Here is a 22,620-nt window from a genome sequence, read left to right as displayed (position 1 = left end):
GAGGCATTATACGTGTAGTAAAAATACTTGTCAAGTTGATTTGCTTAAAAATAGCACTAATTTAAATAATCTTTTAGTGCATACAATGTCTTATGTTTAGATAATAAGAAATTAGCCAGCTTTCAAAATGTATTGAAAACTGGCGTTAATATTTTTAGTATATATGGTAGGTTTCTTCTAACAAAATCCAATTGTACAGGCATCCATTTCATCAGAGCTAACATCCTGATTTTTAAGATATTTATCCATCCATGAAGTGATTTGCTCTAAGCGTTCTTCTCGTGCTTGAGGTTTACCACTTCTAGATAGTTCATGATTCTCACCATGGAATAGAACTAACTTAGAATCTACATCACGATCCACTAGTGCAACATGTAGTTGGTAAGCTTGCTCGACTGGACAACGATAATCTTCATCAGAGTGGATTATGAGAGTTGGAGTTTTGGCGTTATCAATAAATTTCATAGGAGAATGGTTCCATAAAGTTTCAATAAAGTCTGCATCATCTATTGTTGTTTTATTTTGGTCAGTTGCAAAATAGTAACCAATATCAGAAGTTCCGTAAAAACTTAACCAATTATATATGGAACGTTGAGTAGCTGCAGCTTTGAACATGTCTGTTTGAGTGATAATCCAGTTAGTCATGAATCCACCGTAGCTTCCACCAGTTACTCCTAAGCGATTTTTGTCAATGGCAGGATATTTTTCTAATACAGCTTCTGTAAAATCAAGAATGTCTTGATAATCAATTTCACCATATTTACCTCTTATGTCTGAGAAGACATCACCTTTACCAGAAGAGCCATGGGGATTACAGTAAAATACTACATAACCTGCGTCAGCCCAGACTTGCATTTCGTGATTGTAAATAACACCGTAAGCAGTTTTTGGGCCACCATGTATAGCCAATATGGCAGGGTATGAGGCTTTATTCTCAGGAACAAACTCTGGGGGTGTAATTACGAAACCATCTAGAATACTGTTATCTGTACTTGATTTGAATTCTAAATGTACTGGTGATTGTACAGGGAAGTCTTCATAAAGCTCATCGTTAAAAAAAGTAATTTGCTCAAGCTCTGTACTTGAGTTTACCTTGTATATTTCAGCTAATTTCATATCGTAAAAACCAACTACATAGTTGGTTCCGTTAAGATTAGCGAAAGAGCATACAGAACCTTCTTTATTAACTAATTCGGTTTTATTTAAGTTGCCATCAAGTTCTTCAAGAATTGACTTGGTTTTATCTGTTGTAACATAATGCATATGATCAGCACGATTGGCAATGTATCTTTGTGGGCCAAAGTTAGCATCATTACCGACAGAGTTACTTAACTCAATTTCGGCATCATCTAATTTAGTAGCTTTTCTTTCTTCAAAATTCCATTCCCAGAAGTTATTGTTCTGATTAATTCCTATTTTCTTCATGTCAGAAGCAATCAAAATCAATTTTTCTTCTAGAGGGTAGATATGAGAGATGCTTAACTTGCTGTCTAAAGTTAGAAGTTTAATTCTTAGAGTAGACAAATCTAATTCCCATATACCATCAGTGAAATGGAGTTTTTTAGAAGCTTTACTACCGGTAAAGTATGCCTTGCTTTTATCTGCATTAAAGTAAATTGAATTAATATTATGAGATTTAGGGCTCAATGCTTTAACCTCAGAAGTTTTGCCGTTAAAGTACAATAACCTATTGCTTTTTTCTTCAAAGTAGCCTTTTCCGTTAAGATAGAATGGTATCCTTTCGTATATTCTTCGCCAAGATTTTGATGAAATAGCATCATAATAAGTTTTACGCTCTTCTTCACTAGCAGATAGTAAGTCTATTTCTTCCTGATCAACTTCGCTGAAAAATAAAAATTCATCAGTAGCTATTGGGTAAATTGAAGAAACATTCAGTGGTATTGTGAAAGCAGGTAAAGCTTCACCACCTTCTAAGTTTAAACGTTTATAAATCGTTTCTGGTAGATTTTTATCTTTATCTTTGCCTTTGGAGGAGTTATCGGAAAAAATCAGATTATTATCATCCTCCCAAATATATGTCCTTAAATCACTATAATCAGTCAATTGTTTAATACCATCTTCTTTAAGCTCCCATAGACTTTGCTCATATGAATTTTTATCTGAATTAACTCTAGTAACTACAAAACTAGCACGTTTTTGATTTGGACTATCGCTTAATCCACTCACGTATTTGTAAGAATGCATATGTTTTAGCCAGTTTCTATCCTTATTTAAATCTTTGTTCATAATAACCTATCTACCTTTCGTTATTAAAAATCTTACAAGCATTTTACACTGCTGAGTGTCACTAAATTACTACATTTATTACGAAAAGGTCACAATTGAGAGAAATGAATTAATCAATTTAATATTTAGCTGCTACTTTTGTGCAAAGAACTTTTAAAAGTTTAGAGATTATTAACTTTTAAGAGAGTGTATTAAAGTAGATGGGATAGCTGATTAGCTTTACAAGGGCATTCCTCTATGCTAGAATTTTGACGATAAAAAGGTGAGCAATTTGCTAGAATTACCTGATTAAATAATAATGTATAAGGTACAAATCAGTGTGTTCACCTAGGCCATATATGTTAGACTGGCATTACATTATTTTAGTTAGAATTATTAAATTCTTACTTCCTGAATAAGGGCATCAGAGGGATCTTTAGATGTAGAAAGGGAGTAAGTTTAGGAGGATATAATGGATAGAGATTTTAAACAAGAAGAAAAGAATAATGGTGTTTTGCGTTTAAGCTTTACAGCAGAAGAATTTTCTAAGGCATTGGATGAAGCTTTTAAACGTAATGCTGGAAGTTTTGAAATTCAAGGTTTCAGAAAAGGTAAAGCACCAAAACAAATTGTTTTGGCTCACTATGGTGAAGGTATTTTGTATGACGATGCTATTAGCTACTTAGTAAACCCTGCATACATTGAAGCAATAGAAGAATTGGATATTAACCCAGTATCACAACCAGAATTAAATGTTGAGAAAATTGGTTCAAAAGAAGGTTTAGAAGTAGTTCTAAGCTTTGATACAGAACCAGAGGCAAAATTAGGTGAATATAAAGGCGTAAAGGCTGTTAGACCAAAAGACACTGTTGACGAAGAAGATATAGAAAATGAAATCAAGAGAGTACAAGAGAGAAATGCTCGTTTAGTGCCTGTTGAAGATGAAGCTGCTAAAGAAGGTGATACTGTAAATATTGATTTTGAAGGTTTCAAAGATGGTGTAGCTTTCGACGGTGGTAAAGGTGAAGGACACGATCTAGAATTAGGATCAAATAGCTTTATCCCAGGATTTGAAGATCAACTAGTTGGTGCAAAGGCTGGAGACGATGTAAAAGTAAACGTTACATTCCCAGAAGAATACCATGCTGAAGATTTAGCCGGAGCAGATGCTGTATTTGAAGTAAAAGTTAATAGTATTAAACGTAAAGAACTACCTGAATTGGATGATGACTTTGCAATGGATATAAGTGAATTCGACACTTTTGCAGAATACAAGGATTCAGTTGGTAAAGAATTGACAGAGCAAATTAAAGAATATTCTGATAGAGAATTTGAGAATAATGTTCTTAAGAAAGTTGCTGAAAACATTGAAGTAGAGATTCCTCAATCAATGTTAGAGCATGAAGTAGATCACATCTTAGAATATCAAGAGAGACAACTACAACAACAAGGTCTTTCTTTAGAGCTATACTTGCAATTTATGGGCCAAGATATTGAAGAATTCAAGAAGAGCATTTATCCAGTAGCTGAAGACCAAATTAAAACTCGTTTAGCTTTGAAAGCAGTTATTAAAGAAGAAAATCTAGAAGTTGAAGAAGCTGATTTAGAAGCTGAATTAGAAGCTTTAGCTGAGAGCACTAAACTAACTGTAGAACAAGTTAAAGAACGTATTGACATGAACCCAAGTACTCAAAAAGCTTTCGAAAGAGATGCATTAACTAACAAGGCTGTTAAATTCTTAGTAGAAAATGCAGAAGCAATTAGCCCTGAAGAAGCAGCAGAACTTTTAGATGTAAAGGTGGATGCGGAAGCAGAAGAAGCTGAAGATGCAGAATAATTAGTTATTATGTATTAAATTTTCACTGGAAATTTGATGTCAAATATACAATCTTGTAAAGATGTATTTAAAATGAAGGTATAATGAAGGTATTTTGATAAGTATCAAGATACCTTCTTTAATATTTTATGAATAAGTAACTATTTCACTTGAATGTCTCAGAAAAGCATATATAATATAATTTGACTTTATTTGACATACGATAAATATAAACATATACATAAAGAAAAGGAGAACAATATGGATAAGAACAAACAAGATTTATTAAATGTCCTTGTGCCAACAGTTATTGAACAAACAAACAGAGGTGAAAGATCATTTGATATTTTCTCTAGATTATTAAAGGAAAGAATTATTATTTTAAGTGATCAAGTTGACTCAGCTACAGCAAGTGTTGTTACTGCACAGCTGCTATTCTTAGAAGCTGAAGATCCTGAGAAAGATATTCAATTATATATCAACAGCCCAGGTGGAGAAGTTTCAAGCGGTTTAATGATTTACGATACTATGCAGTATATTAAGCCAGATGTTCAAACCATCGTTATGGGTATGGCTGCAAGTATGGGTTCCATTTTATTAATGGGTGGTACAAAAGGTAAGAGATTTGCTCTTCCAAATGCAGAAGTCATGCTTCATCAGCCATCAGGTGGTGCAGAAGGTATGGCAAGTGATATATTAATTTCTGCAAAGCATATTGAATTGACTAGAGAAAAATTAAATAATATTGTAGTAGAACGTACTGGCCAAAAATTAGACAAAGTAGCTATCGATATGGAAAGAGACTTTTGGCTAACTGCGGAAGAAGCTAAAGAGTACGGTATTATCGATGAGATAATGACAACTAGAGAATAAATTTTGTAATTGCAAAAAATTCTAAATTAGTAAAAAATAGAAGGGAAAAGGCTAGTAAAAACTATTCTAGCCTTTTTCTTTACTAAAGCTTTAATTTAAAACAAAGGAAATTATATGAACGAAAAAATGGCAACTTGCTCTTTTTGTGGAAGAGGAAATGATGAAGTCCAGCAAATGATAGTCGGATTAGACGATACATATATTTGTACTGATTGTATAGAATTATGCTATCAAGTCGTAAATGATTCTTTCAAAGAGAAAGAATACATGGATAGAGCTAGCAACGAATTTGAAAAAAATCGACTAGGCACTCCAGCTAAGTTAAAAAAACAATTAGATGAATATGTAATTGGTCAAGATAGAGCTAAAAAAGCTTTAGCCGTTGCTGTATATAACCATTATAAAAGAGTTTTTGGTGGTTATGATGCTAGAAATGATGAAGATGTTGAGCTCTCAAAAAGTAATATCATGTTGATAGGACCAACAGGTTCCGGTAAGACACTCTTAGCCCAAACTATGGCTAGAATCTTGGATGTACCTTTTGCTGTTGCAGATGCTACAGTGCTTACAGAAGCAGGTTATGTCGGTGAAGATGTTGAGAATATAGTATTAAAACTAGTTCAGAATGCAGATTACGATATAGCAGCTGCAGAAAAAGGTATTATCTACGTTGATGAAATAGATAAAATTACGAGAAAATCTGAAAATCCAAGTATTACAAGAGATGTATCAGGTGAAGGTGTTCAGCAGGCTCTATTGAAAATTGTTGAAGGAACCGTTGCAAATGTACCACCTCAAGGTGGCAGGAAACATCCAGGTCAAGAATATATTAAAGTTGATACAACAAATATTCTTTTCATTTTTGGTGGAAGTTTCGATGGTTTAGAAAAGATAATTCAAAGTAGAGTTGATGCTAAGTCAATAGGTTTTGGTGCTAGAATAGATGACTCAGATGCACAAGATGATGAGATTATTAGTAAAGTAGGCCCAGAGGATTTACACAAGTTCGGCTTAATACCAGAACTAATAGGGCGTATTCCTATGATAGTTAGTTTAAACTCACTTAAAGAAGAAGATTTGGTTAGAATTCTGACAGAACCTAGAAATGCATTAATAAAACAATACATAAAAATATTTGAGTTTGATGATATTGATATAGAGTTTACAGAGGAAGCAGTAAGAAGGACAGCGAAAGAAGCTTTGGCAAGAAAGACAGGTGCACGAGGATTAAGAGCAGTGCTTGAAGAAGCTATGCTGGACTTAATGTATGATATTCCTTCAAGAGAAGATGTGGAAAAAGTAGTTATCTCCGAGGGAGTTATTGAAGAGAAGGTCTATCCAAAAATAATTCTTAAGAATGGTGAAATAATTCCAGAAAAAGAAAGACAAGAAGACTAATAGCACAGAAAATAAATATATAGGTTTTATTTTTAGTAAAAAATGCACCTAGTTAACTAGGTGCATTAATATACTCGAGTAAATACCTAAATTCCTAGAGATGAAATTTCTGTATTTTGCAAGAGTTCATAAAGCCCAGCCACTTCAGTCGCATTAAGGCCAATCCCTCTACTCATCTTATTATGATCTGGATCCCAATCTCTAATGTCCAGTTTTGCAGGTCTGTCATTCCAAGAAACGACATTTACTTCTTTGGTCCAACCATTTGTACTAGTGCTTAGTACACCAAGCGATTCAATAATGTTAAAACTAACTCTATCATTATTGCTATTCTCTGTAGTTTTCATATAAAACTCTCCTTCTTTTGTTTTAACTTAATTGTAGAAGCTTAGATTTAATATGAATTAGACAAATTGAGATAAATTATCACAAAAGTTACAATATAGAAGTAGTTGAAATTAAAAAAATTTGATCGGATTTTAAAGGTTGATGTTTAAAGAAAGGCAAATATGATTTTAGATTCAGATTTAAATAATAGACGAGAAGATAATATTAATTATTTTAATGAATTACCATTAATTTTGACTAGCATGGAGTTGTTTTTTCCAGAGGGAAACTCATTTAAGAGCCCAAGCCATCATGACTCCTACGAGTTGACATATGTTAGTTCAGGTGAGGTTAATTACTATATTGCTGGTAAGAAATTAAATCTAAAAGCCGGTAGCACTATAGTTGTTTGGCCTGGTGTTGATCATACATATGAAGTTCTGGGAGAATGTGAGGTTATTTGTGTGTATTTCTCAATGAACTCAGATGATATCTTTAATCAGAATAATCTTGATAGCAAATATAAGAGAAATAGAAAAGTATCAGACGTTAATGAAAAAGAAAATAAAGATCAAAGCAAATTAGGTTTGCAAAATGAATATCTTGATACTGAACTAGAAGATTATAAGTTACCAGAGTATGAGATTCAGCAATTAGTTTTGAAGGGGCAAAGTAAATATCAAATTGCAAATATTGTTGAGAATATAATTATAGAAAACAAACTTCAGATGTTTGGAAAATCACCTATGCTCCAAGCTTTGGCCTTGCAGCTTACAGTACAGTTAAATAGAGCTTTGCAAGATCAGCTAGAACAGGAGAGAAGAATTAAAGAAGGCAGTGTTGATGAGCTCTTAGATATTATTGAAGACTTTATCAATGAAAATTACACCTTGAATATAAGTGTAGGAGATATGGCTGAACATGTTTTTTTGAGTGAAGGATATTTTACTAGAGCCTTTAAGGAAAGGCTAGGGACAAGCCCAATGAACTACTTGATTAAGTTTAGGGTGGAGAAGAGTAAAGAGCTTTTGCAAAAAACTGATCTCAAAATTAATAACATTTCCAGAGAAGTCGGATTCACATCAACCCAGAGATTTAATTCTGCATTTAAGAAAATACTTGGTATAACACCATCAGAATACAGAAAATCATTTGTAAGTGAGAAGCAGAATTTGGATTAGTATTTAATTACTAAGCTAAACATTGAGCATCTTAAGGACTTGGGAACAAAACATGCTTTTATGATATAATACTGCATGCTATAAATAGACGGAGGCTTTTTAACTAGTGATTCAAAGAGAAGATTTGGAGATGTGCAAGAAAGATATTGAAGCTTGCATAGGTAAGAAAGTAAGATTGAAAACCAATGGTGGTAGAAAAAGAACAATTATCAGAGAAGGAATTGTAGAGGATTGCTATCCAAAGGTTTTCACTGTTAGATGTATCAGAAAGAGTCAAGATGACCCGGAGTTAGTTACTTATAGTTATATTGATATTTTAACTGATACTGTAGAGATTGCTGTAGAACCTGAAGCGGCAGAGATAATTCAAGAAAATTATGCTAAATTAGAAGAAGCAATCAAAAAAGAAAATGAAGCAATAATAGCTGCTAAAAAAGCAGAGGCTGAAGAAGCAAAAGATTCAGAAGTTTTAGAAGATTAATCCTATTTTTAATTGACAGAACAAGGCTTTTGAATTTATAATCAGTTGCATTGTAAAAAGAAGGAGAGATAATTATGCCAAAACGAACATTTCAACCAAAAAAACGTCAACGTGCAAAAGAACACGGATTCCGTAAAAGAATGGCTACTAATAACGGTAGAAAAGTATTAAAGAGTAGACGTGCTAAAGGTAGAAAATCTTTATCTGCCTAATTAAATTGTTGGGGAATTAATTTGGAAAAATTAAAGAAAAATTATGAGTTTTCCAAAGTATTTAAATCAGGTAAACGCCAGTTTGGTAGAGAGCTTTCAATTTATTTTGTGAAAAATAAATTAGCCTACAATAGATTGGGTTTTACCACCGTTAAGAAGTATGGCAATGCTGTACAAAGAAATAGGGAACGACGTTTGCTAAGAGAAGCATATAGGAACCTAGAACCCCAATTGAAACATGGATACGATATCGTAATCATGGGCAGAAATAGTGAAAAAATTAGTGATTATCATAGCGTTAGAGCTGATATGCTAAAGCTTTTTACTAGAGCAAAACTGCTAGAAGAAACTACGGAGATTTGCAGTGAGTAAGTTATTGATTAAATGCATTCACTTTTACCAGAAATCAATATCACCTAGCTTGGGTGCAAACAAATGCGGCTTTTCACCAACTTGCTCACAATATGCAATCGAATCTTTAGAAGAACATGGAGCTTTAAAGGGGACAATGTTTGCATTATGGAGAATTTTGCGTTGCAACCCTTTTAATAAAAATACAGGTTACGATCCAGTTATTTCTGGAAAAAAGAAAGAAAGTTAAAATAGTATGAATTTACCATTAATGTCTTTATCAATATTAGACCCACTTTATTCATTATTTGGTTGGGTAATGCGACTAATATATTCAGTATTCGGTAATTATGGTCTAGCTGTAATTATTTTTACCATCTTAATAAGATTGATAATATTACCTTTTAACGTAAAACAACACAAATCAAGTATTCAACAAAAAGCACTGCAACCTGAACTTGCAGATTTGCAAAGATATTACGGTTCAGATAGAGAAGGTTATGCTCAAGCTCAAATGGAACTTTACAAAAAACATGGAGTTTCATTGACAGGAGGATGTCTACCATCTCTATTTTCTTTATTCTTGATGTGGCCTATTTATAGGATTATTTCTGGTCCGCTATATTTTATTATGCAAGTATCAGTGGAAAGTTTAAGCAAGATTGCAGAAATATTAGTTAATGCTGGAATAGTTTCAGAAACAATTGTAAAACAAAATCTAATGCATAATAATATTTTCATTATAGAAGCTTTGAATGATAACCCTAATATTTTGGCAGAAGTAGTTAACAAAGGACTATTATCAGTAGACCAATTAATAGATATGGACTTCCTAGGTATGAACCTTGGTTTAACTCCAACTATTAATTTTGGACTTTTATTTGGTGAACAGTCATCTACATACTTGCCATTAATGATTTTACCGATTATAGCTTTTGCAACTAGTGTTCTTGTAATGTGGTACACTCAAAAAGTTAATACAGTAGGTTTAAGTAAAGAAGAGAAAAAAGCTCAGCAAGAGAAACGTAAGAAAAACCCTGCTTTGCAAGCTAATAATAATACAGATGCAGCTGCAAGTAGTGCTAAGACTATGATGTACATGATGCCATTCTTGACATTGATTTTTACCTTTAGCATGCCAGCAGCTATGTCAATCTATTGGGTAGCAGGTAACGCTTTAGCAATATTCCAAACATGGTTATTTGACAAGATTTATACACAACCAATGGCAGCAAGACAAGCTGAAGCAGATAAAGAATTTGAAGAAAAAATTACCGCAAGAGCAATGAAAGAAAAAGCTGAAATTGAGGCTCTTGAGGCTAAAAATCAAAAGAAAAAACGTACAAGAAGATCATAAAAGATCATAAATTTGGAGGACACAATGAAGTCAATTACAGTTGAGGGAAAAACAGTTAATGAAGCGATCCAATCAGCATTGTTACAATTAGGAGTAACAGAAAACGAAGTAGATATTGAAGTGCTTCAAGAAGAAAATGCAGGATTCTTTGGTATAGGTAGCAAAGATGCTAAAGTTAAAGTAAGTCTTTTAGAAAGTGCAGAAACTATTGAAGCTGAAGAGTTAAGTTATGAAGATTTAGATCTAGAAGTTGAAGATGTTGAAGTTGAGGAAGACGACGAAGATGTTGAGTTTTCTGAATCTGAAGAAGATGAGCGTAGTTTCGAAGAGAGAATTGATTTAGCAGCAAAAGCGATTGAAGATTTCTTAAACGAAGTTCTAGATAACTTCGATTTGGATGGTGATAACAAAGTTACTGTTGAAGTCCAAGAAAATAAAATTTCAGCTGAAATTACAGGCGATGATTGCGGTATTTTAATTGGTAGAAAAGGTGTTACTTTAAGAGCAATTCAATATATAGCATCACTAGTTGCTAATAAAACTGCAAAAACAAAAGTTAGATTTGTTTTAGATATTGGAAGATATAAGGCTAGACATAAAGAAAATGTTGCTGAATTAGCAAAGAGAACTGCAGAAAGAGCAATAAGCACAGGCCAAGCTTTCGAGCTAACTCCAATGTCAGCAGCAGATAGAAGAGTTGTCCATTCAGCTTTGAATGACTTCCCAGGAATTATCACATACAGTGAAGGTGAAGAACCAAGACGCTATGTAGTAATCGATCTAGAGTATGTTGATGAAGATAATTCAGAATTTGATGAAGCAGAGGAAGTCATTAACGACTAATTGCAGAATTAATTGCAACAAGTAATATAATATTTGATATAAGTATTAAAAAATATCAGGCTTCTTGCTACGGCAAGAAGCTTTCTTTTTGCATATAATAAGCACGATAAAAAAGGGGAGCAGTTGAATAGAAAATATGTTGGATGAAATTATAGCAGCCTTTGCGACACCTGTTGGAAGTTCAGGATTGCAGGTTTTACGTGTTGCAGGACCGGGATCAGCAGAGTTAGTTGACAAGATTTTTAACTTTGGTCCTTTGCCTGACTTTAATAAGAAAAGAGCAATAAGAAGTGAAAGAAGAATTGCTAAATTAAAGGGGTATCAAGCTGCTTTTGGATATTTACATGATATTAATGATATAAATAAACCTTTAGACCAAGTAGTAATCACCAAATTTGTTAAGGGTAAATCTTATACAGGAGAAGAACAAGTAGAAATTTCACTTCATGGTGGTGCTGCTTTAAGAAAAGAGACATTAGACCTAGTTTTAAGAGCAGGAGCAAGATTGGCGGAAGCTGGTGAATTTACTAAGTGGGCATTTATCAATGGAAAAATGGATTTAAGCCAAGCAGAAGCTGTTATGGGAATTATCGAAGCAGATACTTATAGACAACATCAAGCAGCTCTTAGACATTTGCAAGGTGAAACCGCAGAGAAACTACAAGGGGTGAAAGAACGAGTGTATGAACTATTATCTGCTTTAGAAGTAGATATTGAATACCCTGAGTATGAAGATTTCGCATTACAGGAAGAGTTAATTAATTCAAATATTGATTTTGTACTGGAAACTTTAGACAAAGTTGTTAAGAGTAATAAAAAAGGTGAGGTTTTGCGAGAAGGTTTACAATTAGTATTAGTTGGTGAACCAAATGTAGGAAAATCTTCCATTTTGAATGCACTTTCTGGAGAAGATAGGGCTATAGTTACTGATATAGCAGGTACAACTAGAGATAGTATAGAGTTGAAAATTGATTTAGGTGGTATACCATTAACTTTATATGATACAGCTGGAATAAGAGAAACTGAAGATCCAATAGAGAGATTAGGAGTGGAGAGATCTAAGGAGTTATTAAACAAAGCAGATCTTTTATTTTTAGTTTTAACTCCAAAAATAAAATCAGAACTAGAAGAAGAAATTGATAAGTTTTTAAGGCTTTCAGCAGGAGATAGAGATTATTATATTGTTCTTAATAAATTAGATATATCTGGTGATCATTACTCTAATCTAGATAGTTGGGAATATCTTAAAAAATTAAAAGAAGAGGATAAGCATTTTAAAGGCTATCTAAGTGTCAGTGCAAGTACTGGGGAAGCTATTGAGGATTTAAAAGATTTGGTAATTAATTATTATGAAAATCTATCTGGTAGTGGTGCAAATGATCTAGTATTGACATCCAAGAGACAGCAACATTTAATTGAATCTGCTTTTGAAGTATTTAAGACAATTGACCAAGACCGTTCAATTTTGCCAAATGATATTTTAGCGGCGGCATTACGACAAGGTTTAGAATTGTTAAGTGAAATAACTGGTGAAAATGTATCAGAAAATATGTTGGATGATATTTTCTCAAGATTTTGTATAGGTAAATAAAATTTGTATATAAATAGAAATTGTATAAGGATATAAAATTTATATTTTAAATGGAATTTAATTTGAAATTAGAAAGTTAAATATATGAGAAGTTTTGAAGAAGTCATAAAAGATGAAAAATACTACTTAGCAGGAGAATATGATCTTGCTGTTGTTGGTGCTGGACACGCCGGTTGTGAAGCCGCTTTAGCAGCTGCAAGAATGGGGCTGAAAGTGGTGCTATTTAGTATGTCACTAGAGACAATTGCTAACTTGCCTTGTAACCCTAATATTGGAGGATCTGCAAAAGGCCAAATTGTTAGAGAAATCTCTGCTTTGGGTGGAGAAATGGCGAGAGTAGCAGATAAAGCTGGTATTCAATTTAGAATGTTGAACTCCTCGAAAGGCCCAGCAGTTAGAGCACCGAGAGCTCAAGTGGATCGTAGTCTCTATATGGATGAGATGAAACATACTCTTGAGAAAGAGGAAAATCTTCACTTAAGACAAGCAGAGATTGTTGAGCTATTATCCAAGAAAAATGCAGATGGTAAATACGAAATTGAAGCTTGTGTAAGTATGACCAATGCTATTTACAAAGCTAAGACTTTTATCTTAACTACTGGTACTTATCTTGATGCGAGAATTATTATTGGAGAAACAAATTATTCTAGTGGACCGGATAACCAAAGACCTGCCATGGACATTATTCAGTCCTTAAGAGAACTCGAATTACCTCTGCAAAGATTTAAGACTGGAACACCTGTTAGAGTTAATAAGAATTCTATTGATTTTTCTAAGATGGAGATTCAAGAAGGTGAAGAAGAACCATGGACATTTTCATTTTTGTATGGTGAAGATAGACCTAAGGAAGCTAGAAGGGATCAAGAAGCTTGCTATATAACCTGGACTAGTACAGGTACACAAAGCATCATTGAGAATAATCTTTATAGATCACCACTTTATGGAGGAGAATTCCATGGAGTAGGTGCAAGATACTGCCCAAGTATTGAAGATAAAATTGTGCGTTTTCCTGATAAAGAAAGACATCAAGTCTTTGTTGAGCCAATGGGAGTTAATACTGAAGAAATGTATATCCAAGGACTATCAAGTAGTTTGCCAGAAGAAGTTCAGTTGAAGTTTTTGAAGAGTGTTCCTGGACTAGAAAATGCAGTAGTTCAAAGAACAGGTTATGCAATTGAATATGAATGCATTAACCCATACTGCCTAGGAGCAGACCTCAATGTAAAAACAGTAGAGAACTTATATACAGCAGGACAAATTAATGGTACTTCAGGCTATGAAGAGGCTGCAGGTCAAGGTTTTATTGCTGGTGTAAATGCAGCGAGAAAAGTTTTGGGCAAGGATAAATTTGTACTAGATAGATCAGAAGCTTATATAGGTGTTCTAATTGATGACTTAGTGACTGAAGGTACCAAAGAACCTTACAGAATGCTTTCATCTAGAGCAGAATATAGATTAATTTTACGCCAAGATAATGCGGATTTAAGATTGACTGATTTGGGTTACGAACTCGGTCTAGTTAGTGAAAAACAATATGAAGGTTTCAAACAAAGAAGATTAGATTTAGAGAATGAAATTGCGAGAATTGAAGCTGTTAGAGTAACTCCGTCCGAAAAAGTTAATAAGTTCTTAGAGGAAAAAGGTACTAGTGCTCTGAATACAGGCGCAAGTTTGGCAGATCTATTGAGAAGACCTCAGATTAAGTACTTAGATTTGGCTGAGATTGACTCTGACATTAATACAGAAGATCAAGTTTTAATCGACAGTGTAGAAAATGCAATTAAATATGCAGGTTATATAGAAATTGAGCAGAGAAGAATTGATAAATTTAAGAAGCGTGAGCAAAAAGTTTTACCTGACGATATAGATTATAAATCAATAACAGGTTTACGTAATGAAGCTAAAGAAAAATTGGATAAGATGAGACCTGAGTCTATTGGTCAGGCAAGCAGGATTTCAGGAGTGTCTCCAGCCGATATTGGAGTATTGATGGTTTATCTTGAAGCAAAAGAAAAACAAGAGAAATATAATGCGAAAAAAGGGTAGTTATGACTAGTGAAGAAATGGTGAAGCAGGATCAAATGAAAGTAAATGAAGAGATTAATAAAGTTGTTGGATCTGGTGCTTATGAATCTAAAGTAGATATGCCGGAAGAATTTACGCCAGAGGTAGAGGCTGAACTAAAAGTCTTAGAAGAGCTTTTGCAAAATGATGGAAGGTTTTCTGACCTTCAAGAGAAAAGTATTTTGATTTACTCAGAAATGGTTCTGCGAAAAAACCGTTACTTGAATTTAACTAGTATTACTGATGCGGAGGGTTTCTATAGCAAACATATTATTGATAGCTTAGCTTTGCTTGAGTTTGTTGATGAGATTATTAGTGAAAATAATCAAACTAAAATAACTTTTCTAGATGTAGGAAGTGGTGCAGGATTCCCAGGAATTCCAATAAAAATTATGAGACCAGAGATTGAGATGGTCCTGTTAGATTCTTTGAATAAGAGGGTGAAGTTTTTGGAATCAGTTGCACAAGAATTAAAATTAGATGATATCAATTTTCTACATGGAAGAGCAGAAGACTTTGCCCACCTCCCAGAGTATAGAGAAGGATTTGATATAGTAACTGCTAGAGCAGTTGCTAAACTACCTACACTTTTAGAATTAACATTGCCTTATGTGAAAAAGTCAGCTGTATTTTTGGCTATGAAGACTAGTGAAGAAGAATTAAAGACAGCAAAGAAGGCTCTAAATATTCTAGGAGCAAGAGTTGAATCTGAGAAGAATTTGATTTTACCTTTTGAAGCAGGTGAGAGAACTATAATAAAAATACGTAAAGATAAGTCTACACCAAAGAAATATCCAAGGCAGGCAGGAACTCCAAGCAAAGACCCTTTGATCTAAAGATTATGGTATAATTTAAGGAGTTAAAAATTGGAGGAAACTCATGGCGAAAAACGATAATGTCAGCACTTTCAAGACAGAAGGAATAAGTGCAGATGAACTATTCGAAACTAATGTAAACAATGTAATTCCTGTAAACTTGGAAGGCGAAATGAAACAAGCTTTCATTGACTACGCAATGTCAGTTATTACTGATAGAGCCTTACCTGATGTTAGAGATGGACTTAAACCTGTTCACCGTAGAATTTTATATTCAATGCAGACTCAAAGTCTGACTCCAGATAAACCTTATAGAAAATCTGCTACTGTTGTTGGTGAAGTTTTAGGACATTATCACCCTCATGGTGATTCATCTGTTTATGATGCAATGGTTCGTTTAGCCCAAGATTTCTCAATGCGCCATACATTGGTTGATGGACATGGTAACTTTGGTTCAAGAGATGGTGATCCTGCTGCTGCATATCGTTATACTGAAGCTAGATTGACAAAACTTGGCGTTGCCATGATGGAAAGTATCAACAAAGATACCGTTGACTTCAAGCCTAACTTCGATGGGCATGATATGGAACCGGTTGTTTTGCCGGCCAATTTCCCAAATCTTTTAGTCAATGGATCAACTGGTATTGCGGTAGGTATGGCTACTAACATTCCAGCTCATAACTTAGGTGAAACTATTAATGCAGCAATTTGTTTGATGAAAAATCCAGAAGCTTCAGTTAGTGAACTTATGGAACACATCAAAGGACCAGATTTCCCGACAGGTGGAACTATTCTTGGTACCGAAGGTATTAAAGAAACATACGAAACTGGTAAAGGTAGAATTGTTGTAAGAGCCGAAGCTGAGATTCATGCAAAAGATAATGGTAGACAAGAAATTATTGTAAAAAGTTTGCCATATGCTGTAAATAAAGCACGTTTGATAGAAAAAATTGCAGAGTATGTTAAAGAAGGAAAAATTGAAGGTATCTCAAACATTAGGGATGACTCTGCTCGTGATGAACAAGTTAGAATTGTTATTGAACTAAAACGTGATGCTAATGCAAAACTTACCTTAAATCAACTTTATAAATATTCGAAGATGCAAGAAGCATTCAATGCTAATATGTTGGCACTTGTTCCAGGACAAGATGGTTCTTATAAACCTGAATTACTAACATTAAGAACTGCACTTCAGTATTTCTTAGATCACAACCGTGATGTTATAACTCGTAGAATAAAATTCGATCTGGAAAAAGCATTAGCACGTCAACATATTGTTGAAGGTTTACGTATTGCAATAGATTTCATCGATGAAGTTATCAGAATTATCAGATCTTCTGCAAATGAAGTAGAAGCCAAAGAAAGACTCCAAGAGAGATTTGATTTTTCTGAACGTCAGGCACAACATATCGTTGATATGCGTTTAGGCCGTTTGACTGCATTAGAAAGAGAAAAATTAGAAGCTGAATACGAAGAGTTAAGTAAGCGTATTGCAGAATTTAGAGAACTTCTAAGCAATGAAGAAAAATTAACTGAACTAAGAATAAGTGAGCTAACTGAGTTCAAAGAAACCTTTGCGGATGATAGAAGAACAGTAATAGATATTTATGGTATTGATGGTATCGCCGATGAATCTTTGATTAAGAGAGAAGATGTAGTAGTTGTACTTACTAAATTTGGTTACGTTAAGAGAACACCAATATCTACATATGAAGTACAACATAGAGGCGGTATAGGTGTAAGCGGACTTTCAACGAGAGAAGAAGACCAAGTTGTAGATATGTTTGCTGTATCTACACATGATGTTTTATTAGTGTTTACTGATAAAGGTCGAGTATTCAAATTAAAGGGATACGATATTCCAGAAGGTTCAAGAACTGCAAGAGGAACTGCAATAGTTAATATTTTACAACTTGAAGCAGATGAGAAGGTTAAAAAGATTATAAACTTACCTAATGATGTAGCCGATGAAGATGGTTACGATATGTCAGGTACCTTATTCTTTGCCACAGAGAGAGGATATGTCAAGCGTACAAACCTTGAAGATTTCAGAAACATCAACAAGACAGGTATTATCGCAATTAAGCTAGAAGATTATGACCACTTGTTAAATGTTGAATACCTGCCTGAAGAAGATCATGATGTAATGCTCATTACTAAGAATGGTAAAGGTATTAGATTTGATCAAAATGATGTAAGAATAATGGGACGAAGCACTCGAGGTGTACGAGGTATAAACTTAGATAATGATGATGAAGTAATAGCTGTTGTTCCTTTAAGAAATGACAACGTTGAGCTGCTATTTGTAACAGAAAAAGGTTTCGGTAAGAAGACCTATGCACAAGAGTTTAGAGCTCAAAGCAGAGGTGGTAAAGGTCTAATCTGCTATAAAGCTAGCGAGCGTACAGGCGGACTTGTTAAAGCTAGTGAATTGTATGATTTCTTGGATGTAATTATCATGAATCAAGCAGGATTAATAATTAGAATCCCTAGTGCTGAAATTCCTAACCTAGGTCGTTATGCAACAGGTGTACATTTGATGAGAGTTGTAAAAGATGATGTATTGACATATGCATTAGTTCTCAAGTCTGATGAGAATGATGAAGTAGAAGGCACAGAGTTGGAAGATGATCTTAAAGAGTCAGAAGATTTATATGAAGATCCTGAGATGATAGATAAATATAACTTAGATTTGGATGAAGAAGATCAGGATGATTACGATGATTTAGACTCAGATTATGAGGAAGATGCTGACGATGATTATCTATAGGTTTAAGATATTTTAATCGACTAAATAAGCAAAATTAGTAGGAGTGTTTGTTTATGAAAATAAAAGAATTAGCAAAAAAAATAACAGAATTAATTCCAAATGAGGAAGCGCAAAAGTTTTTTGAGCCATGCTTTTTGAGTACATGGGAAACCACTACAGAGAAAATAGAAGATTACAAATATTTTGTTATCACTGGGGATATTCCAGCACTTTGGTTACGTGATTCTTCAGCCCAAGTTCAACACTTGTTGGCTTTTGCTCCTTACTCAGATGAGGTAAAAGAGTTAATTAAGGGACTTTCAAAAACTCAGGTTGAATGTATACTCATTGACCCATATGCTAATGCTTTTAACAAAACTGACAGTGGTGCAGGTCATCATACCGATATTACCGAAATGCATCCTAGACTTTGGGAGAGAAAGTATGAGATAGACTCACTTTGCTACCCAATACGCTTGGCTTACCAATATTGGAAGGTCACAAATGATTCAAGTATTTTCACCCCTGATTTCAAAGTAGCAATTAATAATATTATTGATTTGTGGACAGTTGAGCAAAGACATGAAAATTCTCCATACACTTTTGAAAGGGTAGATAGAATTGAAGAAGCTGGAGTTTTACCAAATAATGGTAAAGGTAATCCAGTAGCATATACAGGTATGACCTGGTCTGGTTTTAGACCAAGCGATGACATGTGTGTGTATGGTTATTTAGTCCCTTCAAATATGTTTGCTAAAGTATCTCTAGAACAAATAGCAAAAATTGCAGAACTTGTTTATGAGGATCTTGAGTTAAAAGAAAGAGCTCTTAATTTAAAGGCTGAAATTGAAAAAGGTTTAGCAGAATTTGCTGTTGTAGACTATAAAGATCTTGGTTCTATATATGCATATGAAGTAGATGGAATGGGTAATCATTTATTCTTAGATGATGCTAATGTACCAAGTCTTTTGAGTTTGCCTTATTTAGGTGCAGTAGCAGCTGATGATCCAATCTATCTAAATACAAGGGAATTTATTTTAAGCCCAGAAAATAGAACTTATTACAGTGGAAAATATGCTGCGGGAATTGGTAGTGACCATACACCAGAAGATTATGTCTGGCATATTGCTTTAAGTATGCAAGGTTTGACAAGTGTTGATGAAAATGAAAGAAAAGAAATCCTAGAAACTATTATGAACACTGATGCAGGAACATATCAGATGCATGAAGGATTTAATGTAAATAATCCAGAAGAATTTACTAGACCTTGGTTTGCTTGGTCAAACAGCTTGTTTGCTGAGTATTTAATAGACTACTTTAATTTGGTAGAGCAATTCGAGAAGAGTTTGAAAAATTAATTAATCTAAATTAACTAGCAATTTGAATTTTCAGGTGTTTATGGATTTAAAAGAAAACAGAAAAAATATAGTTTTCATTTTAGCGGATGATTTAGGAGCCTGGGCTCTGGGATATGCAGGTAACAATGAGGTGCAAACTCCTAATTTGGATAAGCTTGCTAAAGAGAGCCAAATTTTCACTAATTTTTATTGTGCATCACCTGTGTGTTCACCTGCTCGAGCATCAATATTGACAGGGCAAATTCCATCACGTCACGGTGTATTAGACTGGATAGATGGAGGGCATGTTGATAAAAGCTATATTGATGATAAAGGAGTAGAGGATCCATTTGGTTTTTACGCACGTGAAAGAAATGCAATTCGATATCTAGAAGATCAGACCACTTACACAGATTTGTTGGCTAAAAATGGATATAGAGTTGGTCTAAGTGGAAAATGGCATTTAGGTGATTCAAGACATCAACAACATGGTTTTAGTCATTGGTATACCGTCGTTAGAGGAAGTGCATTTTATATGCATCCAGATGTAGTTGAAAATGGTGAGGTAAAGATTGAGGATGAATACGTAACTGATCTTTTCACAGATAGTGCAATTCAGTTTATAGAAGAAGCTGCATTGAAGAAAGATCAACCATTTTACCTATCAGTTCATTACACAGCACCACATTCACCTTGGGAACCTGAGAATCACAAAGAAGAAGACTTAAATATCTATAGAAATTTAGCTTTGGACTCAACACCAGATGTTCCAGATCACCCCAATTCGATTCCTGGAATTAATGTTTATGGTACTCCGAATCGTAGGAAAAATCTTGAAGGTTATTATGCTGCTATTACTGCAATGGATAGAGGTATAGGCAAAATAATAGCAAGTTTGAAAGAGCAAGGTTTTTATGATGATACTATAATAATTTTTACCGGAGATAATGGTATGAACATGGGACATCACGGAGTCTGGGGTAAAGGTAATGCTACTGTTCCGATAAACATGTATGATGAATCGATAATTGTCCCTTGCCTGTTTAGGGTTCCTGAAGACGAGAATCCTGGTTCAAAAATAAATAATATGTACAGTCAGCTGGATTTTTTCCCAACTTTGATGGAGTTAGTTGGAATTTCTACTGATGGACTTTACCTAGCTGGTGAAAGTTTTGCGAGATTATTTGATAAAGGTGCTAGTAGAGATGGTGCCGAAACTAATGGGCATGGATATATTTATATGTTTGATGAATATGGCCCAACTAGAATGATCAAAAACGACAGATATAAATATATTCACAGATATCCATATGGTCCACATGAGTTCTATGATTTGTTAAAAGATCCTAATGAAGACGAAAACTTAATTGATGATGAAAATTATAATGAAATAATAGATGATCTCTATATAAAATTGCAATCTTGGTACAACGAGCATATGGATCCAGATAAAGATGGAGCCAAGGAGGCTGTTACTGGAGAAGGTCAGCTGACTAAGATTGGTAAAGATAGTACAAGTAGGAAGCGTTTTAACTAATTTCTTGGAACTGTAAATAAAAACAAACAAAACCAGAAAAGTCCTTGTTTAGGTTAAGTATGATGTGATTACCTAAGTAGGGATTTTTTATTGAACAATATAACTATGATTCGGTAGAATCTTGATAAAGTTTGGGGATGATGGTATATTAAACTATATCAATTGTTTGTTATGCTCTTTATGTTAAATGTCAAATAATAATAAATTTCAAAGTTAGTAATTATCGCGTCATGGATAAAGGAAGATTTTTAGATTTTTAAAGGGATTTGAAAACGAGGTATCTTCTTATGAAAAAACGAATAATTTCAATATTAATTTCATCTTTATTTTTACTTTCTAGCATTTCATGTAGCACTAATAATAAAATGGAAAAAACGGTAAACTTGCCAGAAGTCACAGAACTAAAAGTTAATGATAATCTACCTGTTGATGAACTAGTTAAAAAGACAGAATTTTCTTTAAATCTTGATAAAACTAGTGAGTATTTTTAGAAAATTATTTTGTATTTGGTTCAAAAGATGGGAGAAAGTATTATACCAAAAGGTATTGTGATGAAAGAACTGCAATGTCAAACAGTGGTAATGAGTCGGAATTGGGCTATATAACTGTAAATTCATCTAAACCAGTTCCTCTAGTAAATTTTAAGCCAAAACATAAAAATATATTTTGTACAAATTTGGAAATTTTTGATAATTACTTGGTTTGGGATAAACAGAATGAGGATGGTATTTTTGTCAAAAAGATGAATCTCTCAACAAATGAAGTGTCAGATGGCTTTGAGAAGCAATTTTTTTCGGGACAAAATAGAGTTGGAAATGAATTATTATTTTATGAATCATGGAAACAAGAGCATCCACTAAAAAGTTTTAACCCTGAAACTAATGAGATTAAAACAGTAGCTGAAAAGACACACATAATAAATCCATATGAGCAACCGTTAGGTATAAATAATACTCTTGGGTATGCCAGGCTGAGAGATGATGGAAATGCGGAAATAATTTATGAATCGAAAAGCAAAAGCCTGACAATTCCGTTAAAAACAGATTTAGTAACAGACATAGTAACAAGTGAAAAATATATTATATGGAGTCAATTAGAGAGTAAAAATTATTGGAGTAAAGGTAAAGTATTTTGTTATGACATTGAAGACAACAAATTACATAGTGTAAAGATAGATGAAGGCTGGGTAAATGCAACACCAGTAGGTGATAAATATGTTTTATTATCAGTTGTTTTCGAGAAATCTAGACAAGTGATTTCTTGGAATTTGAAGGAAAATCAATTGTCAAAAGTTAAAGAGTTCTCTAAAGATGAAACTTTAACTTCTATCTATTATGATGATGGCGATGGTGACAATAAGGCATATATAGAATATAGAGATGAAAACTATATATACTCATTAGAATTTTCATATCAATAGAAAAAAGTAAAAGAAAAATTTAGATAAGAAACAAGGTCGTGC

General features: G+C 33.7%; 20 protein-coding genes. 18 read left to right on the top strand and 2 right to left on the bottom strand.

What is annotated here, in order from left to right; translation table 11 throughout:
- Window positions 1-177 precede the first annotated feature (177 nt).
- On the bottom strand, window positions 178-2,247 hold the full coding sequence (locus C5Q98_RS05105) for an alpha/beta hydrolase family protein (RefSeq protein ID WP_106012581.1): 2,070 nt from the start codon (window positions 2,245-2,247) through the stop codon (window positions 178-180).
- 451 nt (window positions 2,248-2,698) lie between these two features.
- Between C5Q98_RS05105 and tig the strand changes: the two genes are divergently transcribed.
- From tig to clpX, 3 genes are all read left to right on the top strand, one after another.
- A complete protein-coding gene (gene tig / locus C5Q98_RS05100) occupies window positions 2,699-4,063 on the top strand; it encodes a trigger factor (protein WP_106012580.1) in 1,365 nt (454 codons plus the stop codon).
- Between the two features lie 240 nt (window positions 4,064-4,303).
- The gene (locus C5Q98_RS05095; protein ID WP_106012579.1) at window positions 4,304-4,915 is read left to right on the top strand and encodes an ATP-dependent Clp protease proteolytic subunit; all 612 of its coding nucleotides are present in this window, start codon (window positions 4,304-4,306) and stop codon (window positions 4,913-4,915) included.
- A 114-nt stretch (window positions 4,916-5,029) separates the two neighbouring features.
- Window positions 5,030-6,313: an ATP-dependent Clp protease ATP-binding subunit ClpX gene (gene clpX / locus C5Q98_RS05090; protein WP_106012578.1), complete on the top strand. Its 1,284-nt coding sequence runs from the start codon at window positions 5,030-5,032 to the stop codon at window positions 6,311-6,313.
- A gap of 86 nt (window positions 6,314-6,399) precedes the next feature.
- Here clpX and C5Q98_RS05085 read toward each other — a convergent pair whose 3' ends face one another.
- Window positions 6,400-6,660, bottom strand: coding sequence for a YdbC family protein (locus C5Q98_RS05085; RefSeq protein ID WP_106012577.1), 261 nt, complete (start codon window positions 6,658-6,660; stop codon window positions 6,400-6,402).
- A 162-nt stretch (window positions 6,661-6,822) separates the two neighbouring features.
- Here C5Q98_RS05085 and C5Q98_RS05080 point away from each other — a divergent pair, with 162 nt between their 5' ends.
- The 15 genes from C5Q98_RS05080 (at window position 6,823) to C5Q98_RS05010 (ending at window position 22,578) form a co-directional block, all read left to right on the top strand.
- Window positions 6,823-7,821: an AraC family transcriptional regulator gene (locus C5Q98_RS05080; protein WP_106012576.1), complete on the top strand. Its 999-nt coding sequence runs from the start codon at window positions 6,823-6,825 to the stop codon at window positions 7,819-7,821.
- Between the two features lie 106 nt (window positions 7,822-7,927).
- A complete protein-coding gene (locus C5Q98_RS05075; RefSeq protein ID WP_242967350.1) occupies window positions 7,928-8,302 on the top strand; it encodes a Veg family protein in 375 nt (124 codons plus the stop codon).
- Window positions 8,303-8,376: 74 nt separating this feature from the next.
- Entirely contained in the window at window positions 8,377-8,514 is a 138-nt protein-coding gene (gene rpmH / locus C5Q98_RS05070) for a 50S ribosomal protein L34 (RefSeq protein ID WP_106012575.1), read from the top strand.
- Window positions 8,515-8,535: 21 nt separating this feature from the next.
- A complete protein-coding gene (gene rnpA / locus C5Q98_RS05065) occupies window positions 8,536-8,886 on the top strand; it encodes a ribonuclease P protein component (protein ID WP_158695715.1) in 351 nt (116 codons plus the stop codon).
- Window positions 8,879-9,115, top strand: coding sequence for a membrane protein insertion efficiency factor YidD (gene yidD, locus C5Q98_RS05060; RefSeq protein WP_106012573.1), 237 nt, complete (start codon window positions 8,879-8,881; stop codon window positions 9,113-9,115). The genes rnpA and yidD overlap by 8 nt, the downstream gene beginning before the upstream one ends.
- Before the next feature lie 6 nt (window positions 9,116-9,121).
- Entirely contained in the window at window positions 9,122-10,222 is a 1,101-nt protein-coding gene (locus C5Q98_RS05055) for a YidC/Oxa1 family membrane protein insertase (protein ID WP_106012572.1), read from the top strand.
- Between the two features lie 24 nt (window positions 10,223-10,246).
- Window positions 10,247-11,065, top strand: a complete 819-nt coding sequence (gene jag, locus C5Q98_RS05050; RefSeq protein ID WP_106012571.1) for an RNA-binding cell elongation regulator Jag/EloR — start codon at window positions 10,247-10,249, stop codon at window positions 11,063-11,065.
- A gap of 136 nt (window positions 11,066-11,201) precedes the next feature.
- A complete protein-coding gene (gene mnmE, locus C5Q98_RS05045) occupies window positions 11,202-12,656 on the top strand; it encodes a tRNA uridine-5-carboxymethylaminomethyl(34) synthesis GTPase MnmE (RefSeq protein WP_106012570.1) in 1,455 nt (484 codons plus the stop codon).
- 84 nt (window positions 12,657-12,740) lie between these two features.
- Complete coding sequence (mnmG, locus tag C5Q98_RS05040; RefSeq protein ID WP_106012569.1) at window positions 12,741-14,702, top strand: tRNA uridine-5-carboxymethylaminomethyl(34) synthesis enzyme MnmG; 1,962 nt, start codon at window positions 12,741-12,743, stop codon at window positions 14,700-14,702.
- A 2-nt stretch (window positions 14,703-14,704) separates the two neighbouring features.
- Entirely contained in the window at window positions 14,705-15,556 is an 852-nt protein-coding gene (rsmG, locus tag C5Q98_RS05035) for a 16S rRNA (guanine(527)-N(7))-methyltransferase RsmG (protein ID WP_106012568.1), read from the top strand.
- 43 nt (window positions 15,557-15,599) lie between these two features.
- Window positions 15,600-18,305, top strand: coding sequence for a DNA gyrase subunit A (gyrA, locus tag C5Q98_RS05030; RefSeq protein ID WP_106012567.1), 2,706 nt, complete (start codon window positions 15,600-15,602; stop codon window positions 18,303-18,305).
- Window positions 18,306-18,358: 53 nt separating this feature from the next.
- On the top strand, window positions 18,359-19,642 hold the full coding sequence (locus tag C5Q98_RS05025; RefSeq protein WP_106012566.1) for a glycoside hydrolase family 125 protein: 1,284 nt from the start codon (window positions 18,359-18,361) through the stop codon (window positions 19,640-19,642).
- 40 nt (window positions 19,643-19,682) lie between these two features.
- Entirely contained in the window at window positions 19,683-21,158 is a 1,476-nt protein-coding gene (locus C5Q98_RS05020; RefSeq protein ID WP_106012565.1) for a sulfatase-like hydrolase/transferase, read from the top strand.
- A gap of 287 nt (window positions 21,159-21,445) precedes the next feature.
- Window positions 21,446-21,649: a hypothetical protein gene (locus C5Q98_RS05015; protein ID WP_106012564.1), complete on the top strand. Its 204-nt coding sequence runs from the start codon at window positions 21,446-21,448 to the stop codon at window positions 21,647-21,649.
- A 74-nt stretch (window positions 21,650-21,723) separates the two neighbouring features.
- On the top strand, window positions 21,724-22,578 hold the full coding sequence (locus C5Q98_RS05010; protein ID WP_106012563.1) for a hypothetical protein: 855 nt from the start codon (window positions 21,724-21,726) through the stop codon (window positions 22,576-22,578).
- Window positions 22,579-22,620: the final 42 nt, after the last annotated feature.

Origin of the sequence: Fastidiosipila sanguinis (genome assembly GCF_002998295.1) — a bacterium.
Lineage (GTDB): Bacteria > Bacillota > Clostridia > Saccharofermentanales > Fastidiosipilaceae > Fastidiosipila > Fastidiosipila sanguinis.
Note: the sequence above shows the minus strand (reverse complement) of the source record. Positions and strands in the feature narration are given on the sequence as shown.